A 19,277-nucleotide genomic window follows, 5' to 3' on the forward strand; every position below is an offset into this window, starting at 1 on the left:
GCTCGCGGCCTCATGACGACTCATCCGCCCCGGGCTCACGCTCGCGGGCGGATGTTCGTTTCTAGCCCTTGGTTCAAGCCGCGAACGCCGCCGCGTGGCGGATGGTGACGGCGCAGGCCTCCATGCACGCACGGCACTCGGCGTGATGGCTGGCGTGCGGGGCGCACGCGTCGTGGCACTCTTGGCAGGTGTCTCGGCAGATGGCCGCCAAGCGCCCGAGGTGCTCCGACGAGGAGGTGGCCAGGGCTGGCACGGCGCGGCAGATGGCCAGCATGGCGTGCACCCTGCGCGAGCAGTCCGCCATCATGGTGTCGCCGGACTGCAGGGAGCGCAGGCAGTGGCTGAGGCACGCCTCGCCAGCGGCCACGCAGTCCGACGCCGCGCGCGCGAACGCCTGCATGGCGTCCGTGGGGGCAGCGAGCGGCGTGCCCTCGCCACCCGCGTGCCCCTCGCCCTGCGCTCCACCGGTCTGCGCTGCGCAGCCCAGCACCGTGACCACACCGTGGGCGACCGCGGTCCCCACACCCACTCTCAGCATCTCGCGTCGATTCATGGCGGGGAGACTACCACTCCGTGGCTCAGCTCGCTTCGCCGGTGAGCGTGATGTTCTGCTGACGCGTCAGCGGACGGAGTGAGTCGCCGCGCAGCTCGGACACGCACACGCAGTGCCGCCCTTGGTTCTTGGCTCGGTAGAGGCACGCGTCGGCCGTCTCCACCAGGTGCCGGGCCTCCAGCTCGGAGTCGGGTGCTGCGGCTGCCACCCCCACGCTGATGGTCACGTGACTCGCTGTAGGGGAGTCGCCGTGCGGGAGGCAGAGCTCGTCGATGGCCGCGAGCACGCGGTGCGCCACGGCCTCTCCGCCTGCGAGGTCCGTCTTCGGCAGCAGGAGCACGAACTCTTCGCCGCCATAGCGGGCCGCCATGTCGCCCGGCCGCAGCGCCCCACTCAGCAGCGCCTGCCCCACGGCGCGCAGGCACGCATCCCCCGCGCGGTGCCCGTTGGCGTCGTTGAAGCGCTTGAAGTGGTCCACGTCCACGAACACCAGCGATAGCGGGGCACGCTCGCGTCGCATGCGCGCCCACTCGGCCTCGAGCGTGTCGTCGAACGAGCGGCGGTTGGCCAGCCCCGAGAGCGAGTCGGTGCGCGACATGGCCTCGAGCTGCTGGTTGAGGCGCAGGCGCTCCTCGGCCTCGCTGGCGAGCAAGATGGACTGGAAGAAGTGCAGGGCGTCCTGGCGCTCCACCAGCCACGAGATGACCAGGCCCACGGCACTGGCCGCCACGTAGCCGTAGGAGACCAGCACCCAGTCGGGCCGCGCGCCCTGCCACACGGCGTAGCCGGACCCGCCCACGAACCCGAGCATGCAGGTGAGCAGCGAGTAGCCGAAGCCATTGCGGAAGCCGATGGTCACGACCGTGACCCCCAGCATGGCCGCGTAGCTGGCCGAGAGCGCGATGTGCGGCTCGCTGATGAGGATGCTGCCCGTGTGCGTGGAGGCCAACACCAAGGCGCCCGCCGTCACCATGATGGGCCGGTAGTGGGCGAACACGCGCGGCAGCTGCAGGGCGACGATGGTGGTGAAGATGACCACCAGGTTGAAGACCGAGATCTGGCCGTAGAGGACGTTGTCCGCGTGGGTGCCGAGCCCGCTGAAGAGCAGCATGCGCGCGGCGACGATGGTCAACCCGAGCGCCATTCCGCACAGCCCCCCAATGCGCAAGACGCGCTGCACTTCGTGCTGCTTGCGGGCGTGGAACGCTTCGCGGAGCACCTTCGGGATGTGCACCACGGTGGGCGGATCGGCCACGAGCGAGCGCAGCTCCTCGCGCATGACGGCGTCCACCGAGGCCACCAAGTGGCGGCTGGTCAGCGGGTTCCCCGGGGGTTCCCGATCGCGTTCCTGATTACCCCCAGGCTTCACAATTACACATACTACGGACTGCGAGGCGCCTTGGGTAGCCCCTTCGGATGCGAATTGTACGAAAAATGCTCAGTCCGCTGTGCCGGTGAAGAACAGGTTCACGGCCACGGCGTGCACCAGCCGGTTGGGGGCCCTGTCCAGATGCACCAGCAGATAGCCCGGCTCCACCCGAGCCCACGAGGCGATGCGGAACACGGGCCCCACGAACAGGCGGTTCTGGTCGTAGCCCTCTACAGGGCTCCAGTCGGCGTCGGCCAGGCCCACGAAGAGCTCGTCCCAGACCACGAAGCCCACGGGCTGCGTGGCGTGCATCCAGCCCAGACGCACGAACTGCCGAAAGCGGTGGGCCACGTCGTCGCTGTTGGGCGCGAAGCGGTGCTCGAAGCGGCTGCGTGACTGGAAGGCGAAGCCCTTGCCGAGCGCGTGGTTGATCCAGACCTGCGACCAGAACCGGTGCTCGTCGCGGCGCGCCGCCCCGTCCGGGTAGACCGGTGTCCACGCGTAGCCTGCCCAGAACGACAGCCAGGGCCTCACGAAGAGGCCGATGCCCGGCCGGATGATCATGGACGCCGTGGGGCTGTCCTGGCGGCGGTGCAGGTCCAGCCAGAGCGCCAGGCGGTAGTCTCCGCTGTTGAGCTCTTGGGTGGCTGCGGCGCCCGCCCACACCGCGTGGTCCGTGTCGAGCTGCGCGCGAGCTGTCGTTGGCGCGAGGCTCGTGCAGAGCAGCGTGAGGAGCAGCAAGCCAGGGAAGAGCGGGCGTGAAGCGCGGTGCATGGGCGACTCAGGGCGAGAGGGAGCCCTGGTTGTCGCATGGGGTGGCTACGGCTTCAAATCCGAGGAACACCTCTGCGGACTAAGCGTTGCGCCAGAGCTGGATGACGTCGCGGGCTAGCTGCTCGATGGCCTCGGTGGTGGCGATGTGCTCCGCCGGGATGCGCCCGTCCAGGATCAACATGGCGAGGCCGTGCGGGATGCTCCACGCGGCGACACCGGCCAGCAGCGCGTCTCCCCCGGCGCGGCTCCAGGCGGCGCCCGCGGTCTGCACCAACAGCCCGAACGCGTCGTTCGCCACGGGTGGGCTGCCCTCGGGAACGGTCTTGGGCGTGGGGGTCTCGAGCTCGCGCGTGAACATCAGCCGGAAGTGAATGGGGTGCGTGACGGCGAAGCGCACGTAGGCCACGCCGTAGGCGTCCAGGCGGGCACGCGGGTCGTCGAGCCCCTCCATCGCGCGCTGACCCGCAGCGGTGAGCCACGTGAAGCCCTGGTCGGCCAAGGCCAGCAGCAGGGCGTTCTTGTCCTCGAAGTGCCGGTACGGGGCCGCATGGGACACCCCGGCGCGGCGCGCGCACTCGCGCAGGCTCAGCCCTTCGATGCCCCGCTCACGGGCCACGTCCACCGCCGCGGTCAGCAGCTCGTTCCGCAGGTCGCCGTGGTGATAGCTCATGCGCCCACTATGAAGAACGATGTTGACAATGGCAACACGTGCGGTATGTAGACGGTGCAAACAATGATGTCGGTGACAACATCGCGACCGACAGCACCAAGAAGGAGAGCTGCCATGACTGCCGAACCCATCCGCCAGACCGTCTCCCGCAAGGAAGGCTTCGTCGTGTTCCTGATTGGCTCGCGCCTCAACCACTGGTGGGCGTTGCCCATGATGTGGGCCGTGGCGCGCGCCATGGGCCGCATGATGAACGAGCTGGTCAGCGACCCGGACTCGGGCCTGCTGTCGTACGAGAACTACGTCGGGCGCACCACGCTGGCCGTGCAGTACTGGCGCTCACTGGACGACCTCTTGAAGTACGCGTCCAATCGCGAGCGCGCGCACGTCCCAGCGTGGCGCCGCTGGGTGAAGGAGTGGGGCCTCAGCGGGGCCATGGGCGTCTGGCACGAGACCTACATCATCGAGCCCGGCCAGCACGAGACGCTCTACAACCAGATGCCGCCGTTCGGCTTGGGCAAGGTGGGGCCGCTGGTCCCCGCCGAGGGCCCGCTGCACGGGGCTCGCGGTCGCCTGGCCGAGGGGTCTAAGCTGCGCGCATGAGCATCGTGTGCGGACATCGCGGCCTCGGGCCAACGCGCGCTTCGGGGAGCTTCCCGGAGAACACCATCGAGTCCATCCAGGCAGCCATCGAAGCCGGGGCCACCATGGTGGAGTTCGACGTGCAGCTCTCCGCGGACGACGTGCCCGTGCTCATGCATGACGACACCCTCGACCGGACCACCTCCGGTCGGGGGTGCGTCTCGGCCTTCACGCTGGCCGAGCTACGAACGTTGGACGCGGGCGTGGGCACGCCACTCGTGGGGCAGGGGGTGCGCGTGGCCACGCTGGGGGAGCTGCTGAGCGCGGTGCCCATCGCCCTCAACGTGGAGATCAAGGTGGCGGATGCGGGCTGCCGACGGCACGACGCTGAGCGCGTGGCGGAGGTGGTCCTTGCTGCGCTGGCAGCCGACCCGCGGCGGGACGAGCGCCACGTGCTGATCAGCTCGTTCGACCTCGAGCTGCTGCGCGTGGTGCGCGGGCGTGACGCAACCGTGCCGCTGGGCTGGTTGATCGAGCGCGCGGACGAACGGACCAGCTGGGTGGCGCGCGCGCGGGACGCCGGCTGCCAGGCGCTGCACCCCCACCACGCGTTCATCGACGAGGCGCTCGCGCAGGAGTGTCGTGCGGCAGGGCTCGAGCTCAACACGTGGACCGTGAACCAGCGCGCGCGAGCGGAACAGCTGGTGGCCTGGGGGGTCCGCGTCATCATCACGGACGATCCGGCGGCCATGCAGGGGATCGCCCCATCGTCGGCGCCAGCGGCGGCGTCCCACCTCAGCTCTCGTGACTGACGCGCACGACGCGACCCGTGCTGTCGAAGGCAACCTCAGCCCGGCGCCAGCGTGGTGAGCAACGCGGCCGCCACCAGCGCGGCCGTCACTCCGGCGCCCACCACGCCCAGCGCCAGCCAGCGCATGCGCCGCCGGAGCGCCTCCGAGGCCTGGGCGAGCGAGCGCCGCGCATGACGCTGGTCGGCGCGCAGCCTGGCGCTGGGCAGCTCGATGAGCAGGCTCTCGGTCCCGCAGTAGCCGCACGTGGCCGAGAGCTGCGCGCCGCCCGTCTCGCGCGGGAGCGGCGCGCCGCACGCACGGCAGCCCGATTCCTGATCGGGGCTGGCGGGGGGTCGCGCCGCCATCTCGGACTGGAACGAGCTGGTCAGGCGCCGCGCGGTGGTGGCGCCGGTCCACAGCGACACCGCCACGAAGATGGACGGCAGCATGAGCAGCGCCTGCGCTTCGACCGGGCCCAGCGCGAGGCCGAAGCGGCCCACGGCGGTGGCCAGCGGAGGCAGGACCACCAGCGATCCTGCGGCGGCCGTCTGCCAGCCCTGTGCGCTGCCCAACGCCAGGGCGCGAAAGCGAGGCTCACTGGCAGCGCGCGCGACTCGAGCTTGCTGCTGCAGGGCCACGGCCTCGCGATACTCGGGTGGCACGGTGGCCACGGCCTGGCAGTGCCGGCACGTGATGGTGGGCTCCACCGAGAGCGCGAGCGCCACGCCGCAGCCCGCACACACGATGGGCACCATGGGCGAGAGGGATTCGCGTGGGCCGCTCATGGGGCCCCGTTGATGGCCATGGCCAGCGCCAGTCCGAGGCCGAGACAGAAGGCGAGGACGCGCTGTTGGTCGCTGCTGCCGGTCCCGCGCGCTTCGGCCTGGGCGAGCTCCTTGGCTACCGACGCCTGCCATTCGCGGGCCGCGCCCTTCTTGCCACCCTCGGCGCGCATGGCGGCGATCAGGCGTGCCAGCGCCGCACCCCCGCCCAGCACCAAGCCGCCAACCAGGATCAGCGCGCCCTGCTGTGCCCAGTGCAGCTCCCCCGCTGTCATACCGTGTCGGTAGCGCCATGCTCCCAAGGCCATGACCAACACCGCGCTTCCACCCTCGAGCACACCCAGCGTGAGGTAGTAACCACGGGAGGACGCCGAGGGCTTCCCGTCGAGCGCCGCGCTGTAGGCCGTGGACAGGTGCCGCAACGAAGGGAGCACCACGTAGCTGATGGCCATGGCCGCGAGCCCCACCACCACGACGCCCAAGACCAGCCCGATGATCACCTCGCCAGTATCGGCGGCCTCTGCGATGCCCTCACCCACGCCAGAGGTGACCACCAGTACGAAGGCGGTACCGAAGATTGCCCCCAGGATCCGGCCGAGGTCTGCTCCGAGCTGCTTCAACACCCGCATGAAGCCTCAGCTTACCACGCACCGCTCGTGGCAGACATCTTCAGGCTCGCGGGGTCTCGCCGGCCTCGACCTGGAAGTAGTCCAGCACGTCGTTCGCGAGGAACAGCATCTTGGACGACAGCGCCCGGTCGGCGTCGCTCGCGCCCTGCGCGTCCGCCCCGGCGGCGAGGATCTGCACCAGGGCGTGACGGCTGCGACGCACCTCGTCCACCAGCCAGCGAACGTCCAGCGCGGCTTGGCTACCGGCCGCAGCGTACCGGCTCTCGAGGTCGCGCAGGCGCCGCTCCACCAGCACCATGGACGAGGGCAGGGTGCCGAGACCGAAGCAGTCGGGACACGCGACGACGCCGTGAGGGCCTCCCACTTCACCGGTGCCGAAGCACGTCTGACAGCGACTCGCGGTGGTGGGCGTGGCCTGGTGGGTCGTCATACGAACGCGGACGGTATCACTCTTCGGGTGTGGGGCCGATGGCCGACGCGTCCAGGCCCCGGTCGGTGGTGAACGCCATCTGGTAGTCGCCCTCTTGCCCCTCCTGGTAGGACCCGACCCACACGCGCAGCTGACCGCTGGGCACCGGCTCGAGCTGCACCGCCGGGTTCAGCCCGTGGGTGTCGTCGTTGCACAGGAAGCTGCCGTCGGGCAGCTGCACCACGAGCGTGGTGTCGAAGGGGTCCGAGTTGACCACCAGCTGCGCGAATTCCAGCTCGGCCGGGACGTAGATCTCGTGATTGGGTTGCGACGCCACCCAGCCGGGACACTCGGGGGACAGCGACTGCGCGCTGTCGGGGCCGCCGAAGCGCCCGGAGTACATCTCGGTGCCGTCGAACCCCACCGGCAGGCCGCCCCCTCGACCGCGCGACGCGGGCGCGCTGGTCTGCGCGCTGCTCGATTCACTCGAGCCTTCGCCGCCGTAGCCCTCCGAAGCGGCGCGCAGCTCGGGGACATCGCGCAGCAGCTCCCGCTGGGTGCTGGTCTCGGTGGATCCGCCGCCGCCTCCGCAGCCGGCGATGGCGAGTGCGAGCAACAGGACGCGGAGCGGTGTGTGGGCGGTCATGGGGTCCTCGAGGCGAGCGGGGCGGGAGCAGACTGTGCCATGGGACCGCCGGGCGCCGCACGGCCTTGGCACCCCTGGTCACGATGGCCTCGTGCCGGCGTCACTCGCCCTCGGGGTAGGCCGTGCAGCGCACCGTGCAGCCTCCACGCCGGTACTCCGGGTTGGGGGGATCGTAGGCCTGGAAGGTGGCGGTGCCGCCCCCGACGCAGCGAGCGGCGGCTTGGTCGCACTCAGCCTCGTCATCCACCTCGCAGTGGGCTTCTTGGCAGACCCCCAACATGTGCTCGCCCGTTGGGAGATAGGGACGCATGCAGTTGCCGGTGTTGTGCCGGTGCGCTCGCGGACAGACGCGCGTGCGCCCCACGCAGTCGTGCGGAGTTTCGCAGGTCACCTCGGGGGGAGGGGGTGCCGGCTCTGGCGCAGGCTCTGGCGTGGGGGGCGCGGGAACCTCGGCCGCCTCGGGGGATGACGCGACCGTCGCTCTCGGCTCTTCGTGGCCGCAGCCCCACAGCAGCAGCACACCCGCAACGATCGCTCTCCGCATGCCCATGGCCCATCCTATCGCATCTCATCCGGCGTTGTCCGGGCCGGTGTAACCTGGGCGGGCGGTCCGTCGTCGAGGGGGCGCGCGGAGATGCCGGGTTTTCTTGCTGAATTGCGGAAACGCGCTACACCCCGGGCGATTTTGGTCGCCTGTTGGTGGCCGCGATGGAAACGGAACGAGGACTTCACATGGCTACGGAACGCACCTTCAGCATCATCAAGCCCGACGCCGTCGAGGCGAACAACGTCGGCAACATCCTCGCCATGATCGAGGGCGCCGGCCTCAAGATCAAGGCCATGCGCCTCGTGCACTTGAGCCGCCCCATGGCAGAGGGCTTCTACGCCGTCCACAGTCACCGCCCCTTCTTCGGTGAGCTGGTGGACTTCATGACGCGCGGCCCCGTGGTCGTCAGCGTGCTCGAGGGCGAGAACGCCGTCGTGGCCTACCGCACCCTGATGGGCGCCACCAACCCGGCCAACGCCGAGCCCGGCACCATCCGCAAGCAGTACGCCAAGGACATCGGCGAGAACGCGGTGCACGGCTCGGACAGCGCCGAGAACGCCGCCATCGAAGTGAACTACTTCTTCCCCGGCTACGAGCTGGGCTGAGCGTCCGGGCGCGCCTAGAGCGCGTCCCAGACCTCGCACTGCGCCGCAGCGGCACCCGTCCCCGTCACGACCTCGAGGTCGAGCACGAGGTGGTTGTCCTCTGCGGCGTCGTACTTTGGCCACTCGGGCTGCCCCTCCACCTGTGGCTGGCCGTCCCGCACGAACGCGCCCCAGTAGCTGCGGATGAGGTCGTGCATGATCTGCTCCTCCGCGTTGAAGCGCCGGATGAACGCGTTGGCGCGGTAGCCGAACACGAACTGCACCTCGGCCGCGTGGTAGGCGCCGAGGTCGAAGTCGGTGGGCAGCTGGAAGGCCGCGTTGGGGTAGCGGTAGAAGTAGTGATAGAGGTCGGTCTGCTCGCCCATGGCCATGGTGCTGGAGCGCGCCGAGCAGGTCAGCAGCTGGTCGCCGATGGCGTCGAAGTAGCGCACCGTGGGGTCCTCGCCGTTGAGCGGGTAGGCCGCGATCACGGCGTCTGCGTCGGCGCCAGGTCCGCCCACCAGGTCAGCCAGCGCGGCCTCGTAGTCCTCGGGCGCGATGACCACCTCGCTCAGCGCGGCGAACACGCGCCCCTCGTTCTCGGTGAAGCCCGCGAGCACCGGCACATCGGCCATGTTGCCCGCGCGGATGGCGGCGCCGTAGGCTTGCGGCAAGACGTCGCCGTCCACGATGGGGCCCCAGAAGGCGGTGTTCTCGTCGCGCGTGAGGAAGTCCCGTGAGCCCGGCAGCGTGGCCAGGATGTCCGCCACGCTGGCGGCGCGCAGACAGGTCAGCACCTCGCTGGGCGTGCCCGTGTCGCACGGCGTGGGCAGGGCCGCGGCGAAGCGCACGCCCTGGGCGCTGGCGTCCTCGCTGCTGGCCGTGAACTCGCAGGGGCCGCTCTCCACGATGGCGCCGTGGAAGAGGCCCGCGCTGCGCGGCGACACCAAGTGCGCACACACGCTGATGCCGCCCGCCGACTGGCCCGCGATGGTCACACGCTCGGGGTCACCGCCGAAGGCGCGGATGTTGTCGCGCACCCACTCGAGGGCCGCCACCTGGTCGAGCAAGCCGTAGTTGCCGCTGATGCTGTCCGCGGACTCGTCCGTCAGGGCCGGGTGCGAGAGGAAGCCCAGCGCGCCCAGGCGGTAGTTCATGCTCACCACGATGATGTTCTCGTCGCGTGCGAGGATGTCGCCCACCGTGCCGCCCTCGGTCTGCACGCCCTCGCCCAGCGTGAAGCCGCCGCCGTGGATCCACACCAGCACCGGAGCGCCGCTCTCCGGCACCTCGAGCGGGGCGTGGACGTTGATGTAGAGGCAGTCCTCTTCGGTCTGCGCGCCCAAGATGGGGATCACCTGCGGGCACGCGCGCGGGCGGGTGTCGGCGTCCAGCGTGTCGGTCCACGGCGTGGGCGCAGCGGGCGGCGCAAAGCGCAGGTTGCCCGTGGGCGGCGCGGCGTATGGGATGCCCAGGTAGCCGACTGCCCCGTTGCCGATGCTGCCGCGCACGGGCCCGTACTCGGTCATCACCTCGGTGGGCGTGGCGACCAAGGACGGGGCGCCATCCGAGCAGCCAGCGTGGGCGGCCAAGACCCCGAGCAGAGGCAGCAGCGGGTACATCGGATGCAGACTGCGTGGCAGGCGGATGCGGGCTCGAAAGGCGGTCATGAGCGGGATGCTAACCCGGGCAGCGCCTCCGTGTTTACGGACGTTTTCGCGATTGGCTCGGTTGGTGCCGGGCGGTAAGGCGGGCCGGCTAGAGCGACACCGCGAGGCTGGCCCGCTGGGCACGCACGCTTCCGGCCAACGACAACTGCGAGCGCGCCCGCACCAGGTTGTGCTCCGAGCGGCTCCCGAAACGCGTGGCATCCCAGCCGAAGTAGCACTCGCGCAGCGCGTCGGCGCAGAAGCGCGAGGCCAGCTCGAGCGCGATGATCTCGAGCCCAGCGGGAAGGGCAGCGCGCTCTTCGAGCGTGAGCATGGCGCCTGCCGCCTCCACGTACGCTTCGGTCGCAGCGCGGTAGAGCGCCACGTCCAGCTCGGCGCGCGGGTCCGACTCGCCGAGCGGATTGCACCACGAGCGCAGCGCGTCGCCCATCTCGGCTGCGAGCGTGTCGTGGGCCATGGTGTCGAGGTCCAGCAGCGCCAGCGCTTCGTGGCTGCCGTGCACGAACATCACGTTGGTCACCTTCAGGTCACCGTGGATGATGCGAACGGGCAGCGCGCCCAGCACGGGCAGCGCCGCGCCATGCGAGAGGATCGCTTGCGCCACGGGCTGAACGTCGGCGAAGCGCGGGTGCGCGGCGTGCTCCGCGAGCGTGGTCTGCAGGAACGCGAGGTGTCGCGGCGTGTCGTGCGGGCCGGGGCGCGTGAAGGCGAAGTGGTGCTCGAAGCCTTCGAGCGCGGCGTGGAAGCGGGCCACGAGGCGCGCCACGCTCGCGGCGCGTGCCGGATCCGAGAGCGTGCTCACGACCTCGCCGTCGATGAACGTCAGCAAGCGATAGACCCCGTCGGGCTGCTGCGCGCAGCGCTCGCCCGACACGGTGTGCACCAGGCGTGGCGTCAAGACGCCGTACTGGGCCACGCGCGCCGTGATGGCCTCGATGTCGTCGTTCACCGCTGCCGTGAAGATGGGGTTCACGCGCTGGAGCACGAAGCGCTCGCCGCCCGGGGCATCCACGCGCCACGTCTGGTTGATGAGCCCCACGGTGATGGGCTCGAGCCGTGCCGCGTCGAGGCCGTACCGTGCAAGCGCCGCGCGCGCAGCCTCACTCACCGCAGCACCGTCAGGCGTGGCTTGGCGTCCGCATGCTGCACCGTGGGGCGTGGCGGAGTCGCCGGGCGAACCCCCTCGGGGCGCGCCTCCCACACGGCCTGCACGTCACGGTCCAGCAGGTGCGTGGGGCGCACGTTGCGCAGGGACTGCAGCATGACGTTGCGCACGTCCGGGTGCTTCGCCTCGAGGGTGCTCAAGAGGTCTTTCATCTGCTCGCGCTGCAGCCCCTCCTGCGACCCACACAGGTTGCAGGGCAGGATGGGGAACGCCAGCGCCTCGGCCAGCTCGGCGATGCGTGCCTCGCCGCACTCGATGAGCGGACGGATGACCTGGAACCGCCCGTCGTCCGTGGTGTAGCGCGCCGGCATGGCCTGCAGCTTCCCGCTGAAGAACGTGTTCATCAGGAAGGTCTCGAGCGAGTCGTCGCGATGGTGCCCGAGCGCGATCTTGTTGCAGCCCAGGCGCTCCGCCGCTGTGTAGAGGATGCCGCGCCGCAGCCGCGAGCACAGCGAGCAGTACGTGCTGCTCGAGTCCACGCGGTCGGTCACCACCGTGTAGGTGTCCTCGCGCAGGATCTCGTAGGCGTAGCCGCTCGCGGCCAACCAAGCTTCGAGCGCCCGCCCGTCATAGCCCGGCTGCACCTGGTCGAGGTGCACGGCGATGAGCTCGATGGGAAACGGCAGCCGCGGCCGCAGCATGTGAAGTAGATGCAGCAGCGTGTAGCTGTCCTTCCCCCCGCTGATGGCCACCATGACGCGGTCCCCCGGCGCCAGCAGCTCGTACGTCTCGCAGGTGTTCTTCATCGTGCGATACAGGAGCTTCTCGAGACGGCGCGCGTCGGTCATGGGCGCAACTGTGACGCGAGCGGGCGCGGCGTCCACTACACGGCGTTCCTCGGTGGGGGCAGGGGGGCGTGATCGATCCGCCGGGGCGGGGCAGGGGTCGCGGCGGGCACGGACGCGCTGGCGCGTCCTGTCGGGAGTCCCTGGAAATCGGCACTTCGCTGCGCTGCGTTTGGGGGGGGGGGGGGGGGGGGCGGGTGGGCGGCGGGGGGGGGCGGGGCCGGGGGGGGGGGGGGGGGCCCTAGCCGAGTCGGTCTCGGGGCCCCCACGCCCTTGCTGACCCCTGCCCCGCCCCGGCTGCTGGCGACGCCTCGCATGCGCGGACGGCGGCGTTCTCGCCAGTGGGCGCCAGCGCGCATACACGTGTCCGGGGGCCAGGCCGCAGGACGCGCGCCGTCCCTCGGCGCACGCTTGGGCTCAACTGAGTCCGACGTGGACGGACGGGGTCCCGTGGTCCGTGCTAGCTGCGGGACGAGCGCAGCCGAGTCGACCGCGCCCCGTCGAGCGCACCAGAGCCCTGCCGCGCTCCGTCGAGTCCAATCGAGCTCCGCGGCGTCAGTTGGGCTGCGGCGCGCACCCGTCGCACCCGTCGCGCCCATCCGCGACGAAGGGACCCTGGGGGTGCCTCGCCGAGCCTGTCGCGCACCCCTCGCCGCGGTCACGGTCGGGCTCATCTGAGCCAGAGACGTTCGCCATCGCCGGGGCGGGGCGGGGGTCGGCGGGGGCCCGGGAACGGGGGGGCGTTCGATGATCGTGGTCGAGGCGCCCGGGTGGCTAGGCGCGACGAGGGAGCATACCGACTGGTATGTGACCGAGGAGCAACGACGCCAGCCGGGATGCATCGGCCGCGAGCACGAACGACTCCCCGTTCCCGGGCCCCAGGGGCGTGGGGGGGACCCAGAAAACAAACGGAGCGCGCAGCGCGCAGTGCGGTTTTCAGGGAGGACCAGACAGGACGCGCCAGCGCGTCCGTGCCCGCCGCGACCCCCGCCCCGCCCCGGCGGATCGATCACGGCCCCGCCACGGATGGTGTCGAGCGTCCAGCGGGCCGGTTGCCGCGGGGCTGCGGGAGTGGCACTTCGAGGGCATGAGTCTCCCGGTTCCCGACCTTGCCCCCGCGGTGCACCCGCTCGAGCGCCTGCCCGAAGAGTGGGCCGAGGTGCTGGCCGGCTGGGGCGAGCCTCGCTATCGGGGCCTGCAGGTGTTTCAGTGGATTCATCAGCGCGGGGTGTTCGACCCCGACGCCATGACCAACCTGCCGAAGACCCTGCGGGCGCGGCTGCACGAGGAGGGGCTCGCGCTGCCGCTGAGCGTGGCGCACCTGCACCCGTCTCTGGATGGCACGCGCAAGCTCTTGGTGCGCATGCAGGACGGCTCCGAGGTGGAGACCGTGCTCATCCCGCAGCTGGAGAAGACCGACCCGGACGCGGACGCCGACGAGGGCGACGAAGCCAGCGCGGGCCCCACGTGGGTGCCCGGCACGGTGGTCACGCAGTGCATCTCGAGCCAGGTGGGCTGCGCCATGGGCTGCGTGTTCTGCGCGTCGGGCGTGATGGGCCTGAAGCGCCACATGACCGCCGCCGAGATCGTGAGCCAGGTGCTGCTGGGGCGTAGCCTCACCACCGAGCGCGAGCACCTCCGCAACATCGTGCTCATGGGCATGGGCGAGCCGCTGCACAACTACGACAACGTGGCCCGCGCGCTGGTGCTGCTCACGCACCCGGACGGGCTGGCTCTCGGCAAGCGCCGCGTGACGCTCTCCACCAGCGGGCTCGTGCCGCAGATCGACCGGCTGGCGCGCGACTTCGAAGGGCAGGTGCAGCTGGCCATCAGCCTGCACGCCGTCACCGACGAGCGCCGCTCGTCCATCATGCCCATCAACCGGAAGCACTCGCTCGAGGACTTGATCGCTTGCTTGAAGCGCTATCCGCTGCCCAAGCGGCGGCGCATCACCATCGAGTACACGCTCATCCGCGGCGTGAACGACGACCTGCGCGACGCGGACGCGCTGGTGAAGCTGCTGCGCGGGGTGCCGGCCAAGGTGAACCTGATCCCCATGAACCCCATCTCGGAGAGCACGCTCGCGGCCCCCAAGGAGGGCGGGGTCACGGCGTTCCGAGAGCGGCTCTTCGAGCGCGGGCTCTCGGCGTTCGTTCGCAAGACACGCGGCGACGACATCGCGGCCGCCTGCGGGCAGCTGGCCTATCACGGCGACGATGGCCGGCGTCGGCGGCTGCCCGTCGCCTAGACAGCGCCTCCGCGGCCCGCGCCCACACCCCGCTAGCCGCGGGAATCGACCGGCTGCTACCCTCGCCGGCGCATGCCTCTCCGGAACGTCTCTCGGGTTGCCTCCGCTCTCCTCGCGTGGGCCGTCATCTCCTCCATCGCGGCCCCGGCGGCGGCGCAGACGGCGCTGAACGTCCAACGGGCCAGCGCGAACACGTTCCGCGTGGACGGCGCCCTGCGCGACTGGGCGGCCGTGGCCATGCAGCCCTTCGGGGCCGGCGACGACGCCAGCTTCGAAGTGGCGCTCGCGCAGGACGACGCTGGCGTCTACGTGGCCGCCCGCGTGCGAGACGAGCGCATGATCCGCACGCGGCGCCCTGGCGACAGCGAGGACGTGCTGGTGCTCACGTTGATCACCCCCGGCAACGACGGGCCCGAGGCCGTGGAGTTCTGGCTCTACGCGGGCGTGGAGGGTGAGTCGGCTGCCGTGGCGCTGGTGGCCGAGCCGGGAGGGCGCACCCGGGCCGCCCGCGGCGCACGCATCCTCGAAGCCCCCATCGCGGGCGGCTACGAGCTCGAGGCCTTCCTGCCCGTGGCGCTCATCCCCAACGCAGGCCGCCTCAGCGCCATGCGGGCCGCCGTCCGCCTGGTGGACGTGGACGTGGCCACCGCCCCCGAGATCGAGGCCACCATCGCGTCCGCGCCGGTGGGCGCGAGCGAGCTGACGAGCGTCCCCGAGGCCCACATGGCCAGCGGGCCGGCCAACGCGGTTCTGGCCTTCCGCCGTGACAACGGCCTCGGGGCGGCGCCCATCGGCTACGAGTTCTGGGGCGACCTGGCTGGCGACGAGCGTGAGGAGCGCGTGCTGGTCATCGGTGGCGTGCTGGTGGTGGTGGGCGAGGGCTACCGGGACGGCCGCGGCTACGACTTCGAGCGCCTGGGTGTGCGCTCGGCCGAAGACGTTCAGCGCGCGCGCATCGAAGACGTCACGGGCGACGGCAAGGCCGAGATCATCCTCCGAATCCGTGAGCGGGACCGCCACGGTGTGCGCGCCAGCTGGATGGTGCTGGGCACCAACGGCGACGGCCTGACCGAGCTGCTGAGCGTGCCCGTGTTCGAGCGCACGCGGCAGGGCATCGTTCGCTCGCGCGTGGAGCTGCGCCGCCAGCGGCGAGGCGCGCCCTTCATCGACGTGCACGTCGGGGACGCCGAGGGCATCGACCCCGCCACCTATGCGGGCCCCGCCACGGGCGACACGCTCTCCATCCTGGTGCCGTGGGGCCCCGTGCTGCGCCAGACCTACCAGTGGAACGGTGAGAGCTTCGCCGAGACGGAGAGTCAGCCCAACCCGAACGCGCGCGTGGAGGGTGGTGAGGTGGTCGGGACCGAGACGGAGCGGCCCGCGACCACGCAGCCCGTGCGCGACACACGCCCTGCCGCGCCCATGTCCGATGACGACGTGCTGGCGCGCGTTCGCGCCGATCGTGGCGTGCCGGCCGGCGTGGCCGTGCGCTTCCGTGCCCGTGCCAACGTCGCCGAGGGCCGAGAGCCCGAGCAGGTGTTCGCGCTCGGCGGCGCCATCGTGGTGCATGGGCCGGGCTTCCAGGGCGGGCAGGGCTACTTCTTCTTCGAAGCCACTCCCTCCGAGGCCGACCTACTCAGCGTGGAGACGGCGGACCTCACCGGCGACGGCCAGCTCGAGATCGTGTTCACGGTGAAGCAGAACCTGGGCGAGTTCCAGCGCGACATCCTCACCGTGCTCCAGTTCACGGCAACCGGGATCCAGCCGCTGCTGCGCGTGGAAGTGGCTCGCTACCACGGCGACGCGGAGCGCATCGTCAACGTGGTGGACCTGCGTCGTCGTGGTCGCACGGCCACCCTCACCATCGCCCCGGGTGAGGCGCGCGGCTGGGATGCCACCACCTGGCCGTTCGCAGGCTTCGCGAACGACGGCGTCGCTCCCCTCCTGCTGCCCTGGCAGGAGGAAGCGCGACGCTATCGCTACGCCGACGGCGCGATCGTCTCGCCCTAGCCCGTCACCCCCTGCGGAGGGCGGTCTCGATGAGCTCGCGCTGCAGCGCGAGATCCTCGGGGGTCTTGATGGGGGCGAAGCGGCACCCCGAGCCCTCACGTGGGACCACCAGGAAGTGCGTGGGCAGGTGCGCCGTGACCTGACCCACCAAGCGCTCGAACTGGACCACGCGGGCTCCGTCCACCTGCTTGTGGACGACGAACCAGTCGAGATCGAAGTCGCGATCGATGGCTCGTGCATCCAGCACCATGGTGTTGGTGTTGAAGACAGGGACGCTGTCCTGGTCGAACGTGGGGGGCAGCCGGAACGCCTCCACCACTTGGGCACGCCCATCTACCGCCAGCGGAATGCCGCCCTGGTCGCCCGCGTACTTGGGCGTGACCTCCACCGTGAGCGCGCGGCCTCCATGAAGGTGGGCGCCGATCACGGCGGGGTCCAGCGACGCCACCAGGTTGTCCACGTTGCTCATCAGCAGCAGCTCGCCGCCCGACGCCACGAAGCGCGCGAGGGCGCCGCTGCGACGCAGGGCGAAGGTCAGGTCACCGTGCCCGGTGGCGTATGGGGACAGCGCCCCCGACGCGTCACGGTGCAGCTCGCCAGCGGGGGTGACGCGCAGGGACACCTCCTGGGGGAACACATCGATGGGCAGCGCCTCACTCGGAGCGGGCAGCGCACCGAGCAGCGCCTCATGGGTGGCGAAGCTGCTCATGATCAGCACGGGCACCCGCGCGCTCAGTTCGGCGGACACGCGTCGCGCGTCGTCCAGCTTGATGTCGAGGAACGAGCGGCCGTCGTAGGCGGGGGCCAGCGCCTTCACCACGGCGCCGAAGCGGGTGGCCATGCCGCCTGCCAGCATCAGCACGCCCACGCGGCCGGCGCGGATGGCCGCTTCGCCCTCACGGCGCAGCTCCGCGTGGTCGCTGCTCGCGGGGTCTGGGAGGGTGGCCAGCTCGTGGCTCGCCACCGGCGTGAGTTCACCCGTGAGGTGGTTCGTGGCGCTCTCGGCGCCAGCCCGCACCCGCGCTCGTAGCGCTTCGAAGCGCTCTGCGTCGAATCCGTAGCGCTGAAGAAATTCCCGCGCGGCCTCGTCCGTATCCCCGACTAGCTCGTTCCACCCAATCATCCGAGAACGTCTAGCCGATTGGCCGACAACTTGCACCCTGGTACCCCGATCCCCAAGAGACTGTGTTATGCGTGAAGGAGAGGTCACACCCCACCCCAACCCTCCCAACCCCCCTTCACAGTACCCAGCCACCCCCTCTACACAGCCCCCGGAGAACCCCATCATGACCGCACTCACCCCCAAGACCTCTTTGCCGACTCGCTCGACCCTCGGCAGGTTGGGACGTGTGGCGCTGACGGGTGTGGTGGCCGTGGCCTCTCTCGGCCTGTCGGGCTGCTACTACCCTGCGCGTACGCACGCCACGGTGACCTACTCGTCGGCGCCGCAGCAGCAGTATCACGTGGTCCAGGCACCCACGGCGCAGGTCTACACCAGCACGCAGCCCGCGCCGGTCACCACCTACGTGACGCAGGACGGCACCATCTACGCCGAGCCCGAGCCCACGTACACCGTCTATCAGGCGCCTCCCCCTCCCCGGCAGGTCATCGTGCAGCAGCGCGCCCCCTCGCAGGGCGCGGTGTGGGTGAACGGTCACTGGCAGTGGAACGGCTACCAGTACATCTGGGTGGACGGCTATTGGGTCCAGCCGCAACAGGGCTACACCTATGTCCAGCCCCGCTGGGAGCAGCGCGGTGGCGCCTATGTCTACGTGCAGGGTTACCAGCGCCCGAGCCGCGTCGTGGTGCGCCAGCCGCAGCACCGCACGGTGGTGGTCCAGCAGCAGCCCCAGCCGCGTCAGACCACGGTGGTGGTCCAGCCGCAGCCGCGCACCCGCACGGTGGTGGTCCAGCCGCAGCCGCAGCCCCGTCAGAGCACCGTCGTAGTGCAGCCGCAGCCGCAGCCGCGCACCCGCACGGTGGTGGTCCAGCCGCAGCCGCAGCCCCAGCCTCGGCAGGTGGTGGTCCAGCCGCAGCCGCAGCCGCGCACCCGCACGGTGGTGGTCCAGCCGCAGCCGCAGCCTCAGCCCCGCCAGGTGACCACCACTCGCACGGTGCAGACGCCCGCCGGCTCGCGCAGCACCACCACCACCCGAACCGCCACGCCGGCGCCTCGTCAGCAGCCTGCGCAGAACCCGCCTCGCGGCGGTGGACGGCGGGTCTACACCCCGATGTGAGCCGAGGGTCTTCCCTCTGAGAGAGCGCTCGGCGGCCTGCCGGGCGCTCTCTTCAATTGCTCACCACGAGCCGATGTTGGGCAGCTCGGAGAAGGGCAGCGCGGGCGGGAGCGCAGCGCCACGCTGCAGCAGCTCCACCGAGTGACCGTCGGGCGACTTCACGAACGCCATGCGTCCGTCGCGAGGCGGGCGGTGCAGCGTGACGCCGGCCGCCAGGAGCCGCGTACACACGGCGTAGATGTCGTCCACCTCGTAGGCCAGGTGTCCGAAGAAACGCCCCGTCTCGTACGGATCGGCCTGGTCCCAGTTGTACGTGAGCTCCACCTCGGGGCCGTCGGCGTCCCCAGGCGCAGCGAGGAAGACCAGCGTGAAGCGCCCCGCTTCGTTCTCGCGCCGGCGAGTCTCGACCAGCCCCAGCTGGTGGACGAAGAAGTGGAGCGCGGCGTCGAGATCGCGGACGCGCAGCATGGTGTGGAGGTAGCGCATGGGCGGAAGCCTAGCGGCAACCCGCCGCGTGGGCTCGCTCAGCGTCCATCATCGTCGGGCAGGTCGGTCATATCGACGCCCAGATCGTCACCCCATGGGTCTTCGGGGATGCGGTAGCCCCCGTCTAGCCAGTGGCTGAGGTCCACGGCCTTGCAGCGCGGCGAGCAGAACGGGAAGTCCCCCATGGTGCCACGCTCGGGGCGTGTGACGGGCCGCTTGCAAACGGCGCAGACGGGCTGTGCAGGCATGACCCGGGGTATAGCGCGAGGAGTGCCGCCCGCGCTCGTGTACGTGTGGGAGTATTCGCAGCGCGTGGCGTACACTTCCCTGGCTCCGCTGCTCT

General features: G+C 70.8%; 21 protein-coding genes. 6 read left to right on the top strand and 15 right to left on the bottom strand.

Features of this window, described 5'->3' with window-relative positions:
* Positions 1–73: 73 nt before the first annotated feature.
* The 4 genes from IPI43_22575 to IPI43_22590 form a co-directional block, all read right to left on the bottom strand.
* Positions 74–553 (bottom strand): Csp1 family four helix bundle copper storage protein, encoded by a 480-nt coding sequence (locus IPI43_22575; protein ID MBK7776881.1) that lies wholly within the window; start codon positions 551–553, stop codon positions 74–76.
* Positions 554–578: 25 nt separating this feature from the next.
* Entirely contained in the window at positions 579–1,853 is a 1,275-nt protein-coding gene (locus tag IPI43_22580; protein MBK7776882.1) for a GGDEF domain-containing protein, read from the bottom strand.
* A gap of 138 nt (positions 1,854–1,991) precedes the next feature.
* Complete coding sequence (locus IPI43_22585; protein MBK7776883.1) at positions 1,992–2,696, bottom strand: DUF2490 domain-containing protein; 705 nt, start codon at positions 2,694–2,696, stop codon at positions 1,992–1,994.
* A gap of 79 nt (positions 2,697–2,775) precedes the next feature.
* Positions 2,776–3,366 (bottom strand): TetR/AcrR family transcriptional regulator, encoded by a 591-nt coding sequence (locus IPI43_22590; protein MBK7776884.1) that lies wholly within the window; start codon positions 3,364–3,366, stop codon positions 2,776–2,778.
* A 114-nt stretch (positions 3,367–3,480) separates the two neighbouring features.
* Here IPI43_22590 and IPI43_22595 point away from each other — a divergent pair, with 114 nt between their 5' ends.
* Together IPI43_22595 and IPI43_22600 are read left to right on the top strand one after the other, a co-directional pair.
* Positions 3,481–3,966: a DUF4188 domain-containing protein gene (locus tag IPI43_22595; GenBank protein MBK7776885.1), complete on the top strand. Its 486-nt coding sequence runs from the start codon at positions 3,481–3,483 to the stop codon at positions 3,964–3,966.
* A complete protein-coding gene (locus IPI43_22600; protein MBK7776886.1) occupies positions 3,963–4,757 on the top strand; it encodes a glycerophosphodiester phosphodiesterase in 795 nt (264 codons plus the stop codon). Before IPI43_22595 ends, IPI43_22600 begins: the two co-directional genes overlap by 4 nt.
* Before the next feature lie 35 nt (positions 4,758–4,792).
* Here IPI43_22600 and IPI43_22605 read toward each other — a convergent pair whose 3' ends face one another.
* From IPI43_22605 to IPI43_22625, 5 genes are all read right to left on the bottom strand, one after another.
* Entirely contained in the window at positions 4,793–5,521 is a 729-nt protein-coding gene (locus IPI43_22605; GenBank protein MBK7776887.1) for a hypothetical protein, read from the bottom strand.
* Positions 5,518–6,147, bottom strand: a complete 630-nt coding sequence (locus IPI43_22610; protein MBK7776888.1) for a hypothetical protein — start codon at positions 6,145–6,147, stop codon at positions 5,518–5,520. The genes IPI43_22605 and IPI43_22610 overlap by 4 nt, the downstream gene beginning before the upstream one ends.
* 40 nt (positions 6,148–6,187) lie before the next feature.
* The gene (locus IPI43_22615) at positions 6,188–6,577 is read right to left on the bottom strand and encodes a hypothetical protein (GenBank protein MBK7776889.1); all 390 of its coding nucleotides are present in this window, start codon (positions 6,575–6,577) and stop codon (positions 6,188–6,190) included.
* Positions 6,578–6,593: 16 nt separating this feature from the next.
* On the bottom strand, positions 6,594–7,202 hold the full coding sequence (locus tag IPI43_22620) for a hypothetical protein (protein ID MBK7776890.1): 609 nt from the start codon (positions 7,200–7,202) through the stop codon (positions 6,594–6,596).
* Positions 7,203–7,302: 100 nt separating this feature from the next.
* Positions 7,303–7,746, bottom strand: coding sequence for a hypothetical protein (locus IPI43_22625; GenBank protein ID MBK7776891.1), 444 nt, complete (start codon positions 7,744–7,746; stop codon positions 7,303–7,305).
* Positions 7,747–7,934: 188 nt separating this feature from the next.
* Between IPI43_22625 and ndk the strand changes: the two genes are divergently transcribed.
* Complete coding sequence (ndk, locus tag IPI43_22630; protein MBK7776892.1) at positions 7,935–8,354, top strand: nucleoside-diphosphate kinase; 420 nt, start codon at positions 7,935–7,937, stop codon at positions 8,352–8,354.
* A 14-nt stretch (positions 8,355–8,368) separates the two neighbouring features.
* On the opposite strand, the gene IPI43_22635 is transcribed toward ndk, so the two are convergent.
* The 3 genes from IPI43_22635 to ttcA all read right to left on the bottom strand — a co-directional run bounded on the left by IPI43_22635 (position 8,369) and on the right by ttcA (position 11,956).
* Positions 8,369–10,003: a carboxylesterase family protein gene (locus IPI43_22635; GenBank protein MBK7776893.1), complete on the bottom strand. Its 1,635-nt coding sequence runs from the start codon at positions 10,001–10,003 to the stop codon at positions 8,369–8,371.
* Between the two features lie 88 nt (positions 10,004–10,091).
* Positions 10,092–11,111: a phosphotransferase gene (locus IPI43_22640; protein MBK7776894.1), complete on the bottom strand. Its 1,020-nt coding sequence runs from the start codon at positions 11,109–11,111 to the stop codon at positions 10,092–10,094.
* Positions 11,108–11,956, bottom strand: a complete 849-nt coding sequence (gene ttcA, locus IPI43_22645) for a tRNA 2-thiocytidine(32) synthetase TtcA (GenBank protein MBK7776895.1) — start codon at positions 11,954–11,956, stop codon at positions 11,108–11,110. The genes IPI43_22640 and ttcA overlap by 4 nt, the downstream gene beginning before the upstream one ends.
* Positions 11,957–13,040: 1,084 nt before the next feature.
* Between ttcA and rlmN the strand changes: the two genes are divergently transcribed.
* On the top strand, positions 13,041–14,201 hold the full coding sequence (rlmN, locus tag IPI43_22650) for a 23S rRNA (adenine(2503)-C(2))-methyltransferase RlmN (GenBank protein MBK7776896.1): 1,161 nt from the start codon (positions 13,041–13,043) through the stop codon (positions 14,199–14,201).
* 72 nt (positions 14,202–14,273) lie between these two features.
* Positions 14,274–16,211 carry a hypothetical protein gene (locus tag IPI43_22655; GenBank protein MBK7776897.1) on the top strand — a complete coding sequence of 646 codons (1,938 nt, stop codon included), beginning with the start codon at positions 14,274–14,276 and terminating at the stop codon, positions 16,209–16,211.
* A 4-nt stretch (positions 16,212–16,215) separates the two neighbouring features.
* On the opposite strand, the gene IPI43_22660 is transcribed toward IPI43_22655, so the two are convergent.
* Positions 16,216–17,334 carry a UTP--glucose-1-phosphate uridylyltransferase gene (locus IPI43_22660; protein MBK7776898.1) on the bottom strand — a complete coding sequence of 373 codons (1,119 nt, stop codon included), beginning with the start codon at positions 17,332–17,334 and terminating at the stop codon, positions 16,216–16,218.
* Positions 17,335–17,497: 163 nt separating this feature from the next.
* Here IPI43_22660 and IPI43_22665 point away from each other — a divergent pair, with 163 nt between their 5' ends.
* Positions 17,498–18,448, top strand: a complete 951-nt coding sequence (locus tag IPI43_22665) for a YXWGXW repeat-containing protein (protein MBK7776899.1) — start codon at positions 17,498–17,500, stop codon at positions 18,446–18,448.
* A gap of 60 nt (positions 18,449–18,508) precedes the next feature.
* On the opposite strand, the gene IPI43_22670 is transcribed toward IPI43_22665, so the two are convergent.
* Entirely contained in the window at positions 18,509–18,934 is a 426-nt protein-coding gene (locus tag IPI43_22670; GenBank protein ID MBK7776900.1) for a VOC family protein, read from the bottom strand.
* A 38-nt stretch (positions 18,935–18,972) separates the two neighbouring features.
* Positions 18,973–19,182, bottom strand: a complete 210-nt coding sequence (gene yacG, locus IPI43_22675) for a DNA gyrase inhibitor YacG (GenBank protein MBK7776901.1) — start codon at positions 19,180–19,182, stop codon at positions 18,973–18,975.
* Positions 19,183–19,277: the final 95 nt, after the last annotated feature.

It is taken from the genome of Sandaracinaceae bacterium, assembly GCA_016706685.1.
In the GTDB taxonomy this organism is placed as follows: Bacteria; Myxococcota_A; Polyangia; order Polyangiales; family Houyiibacteriaceae; genus JADJJE01.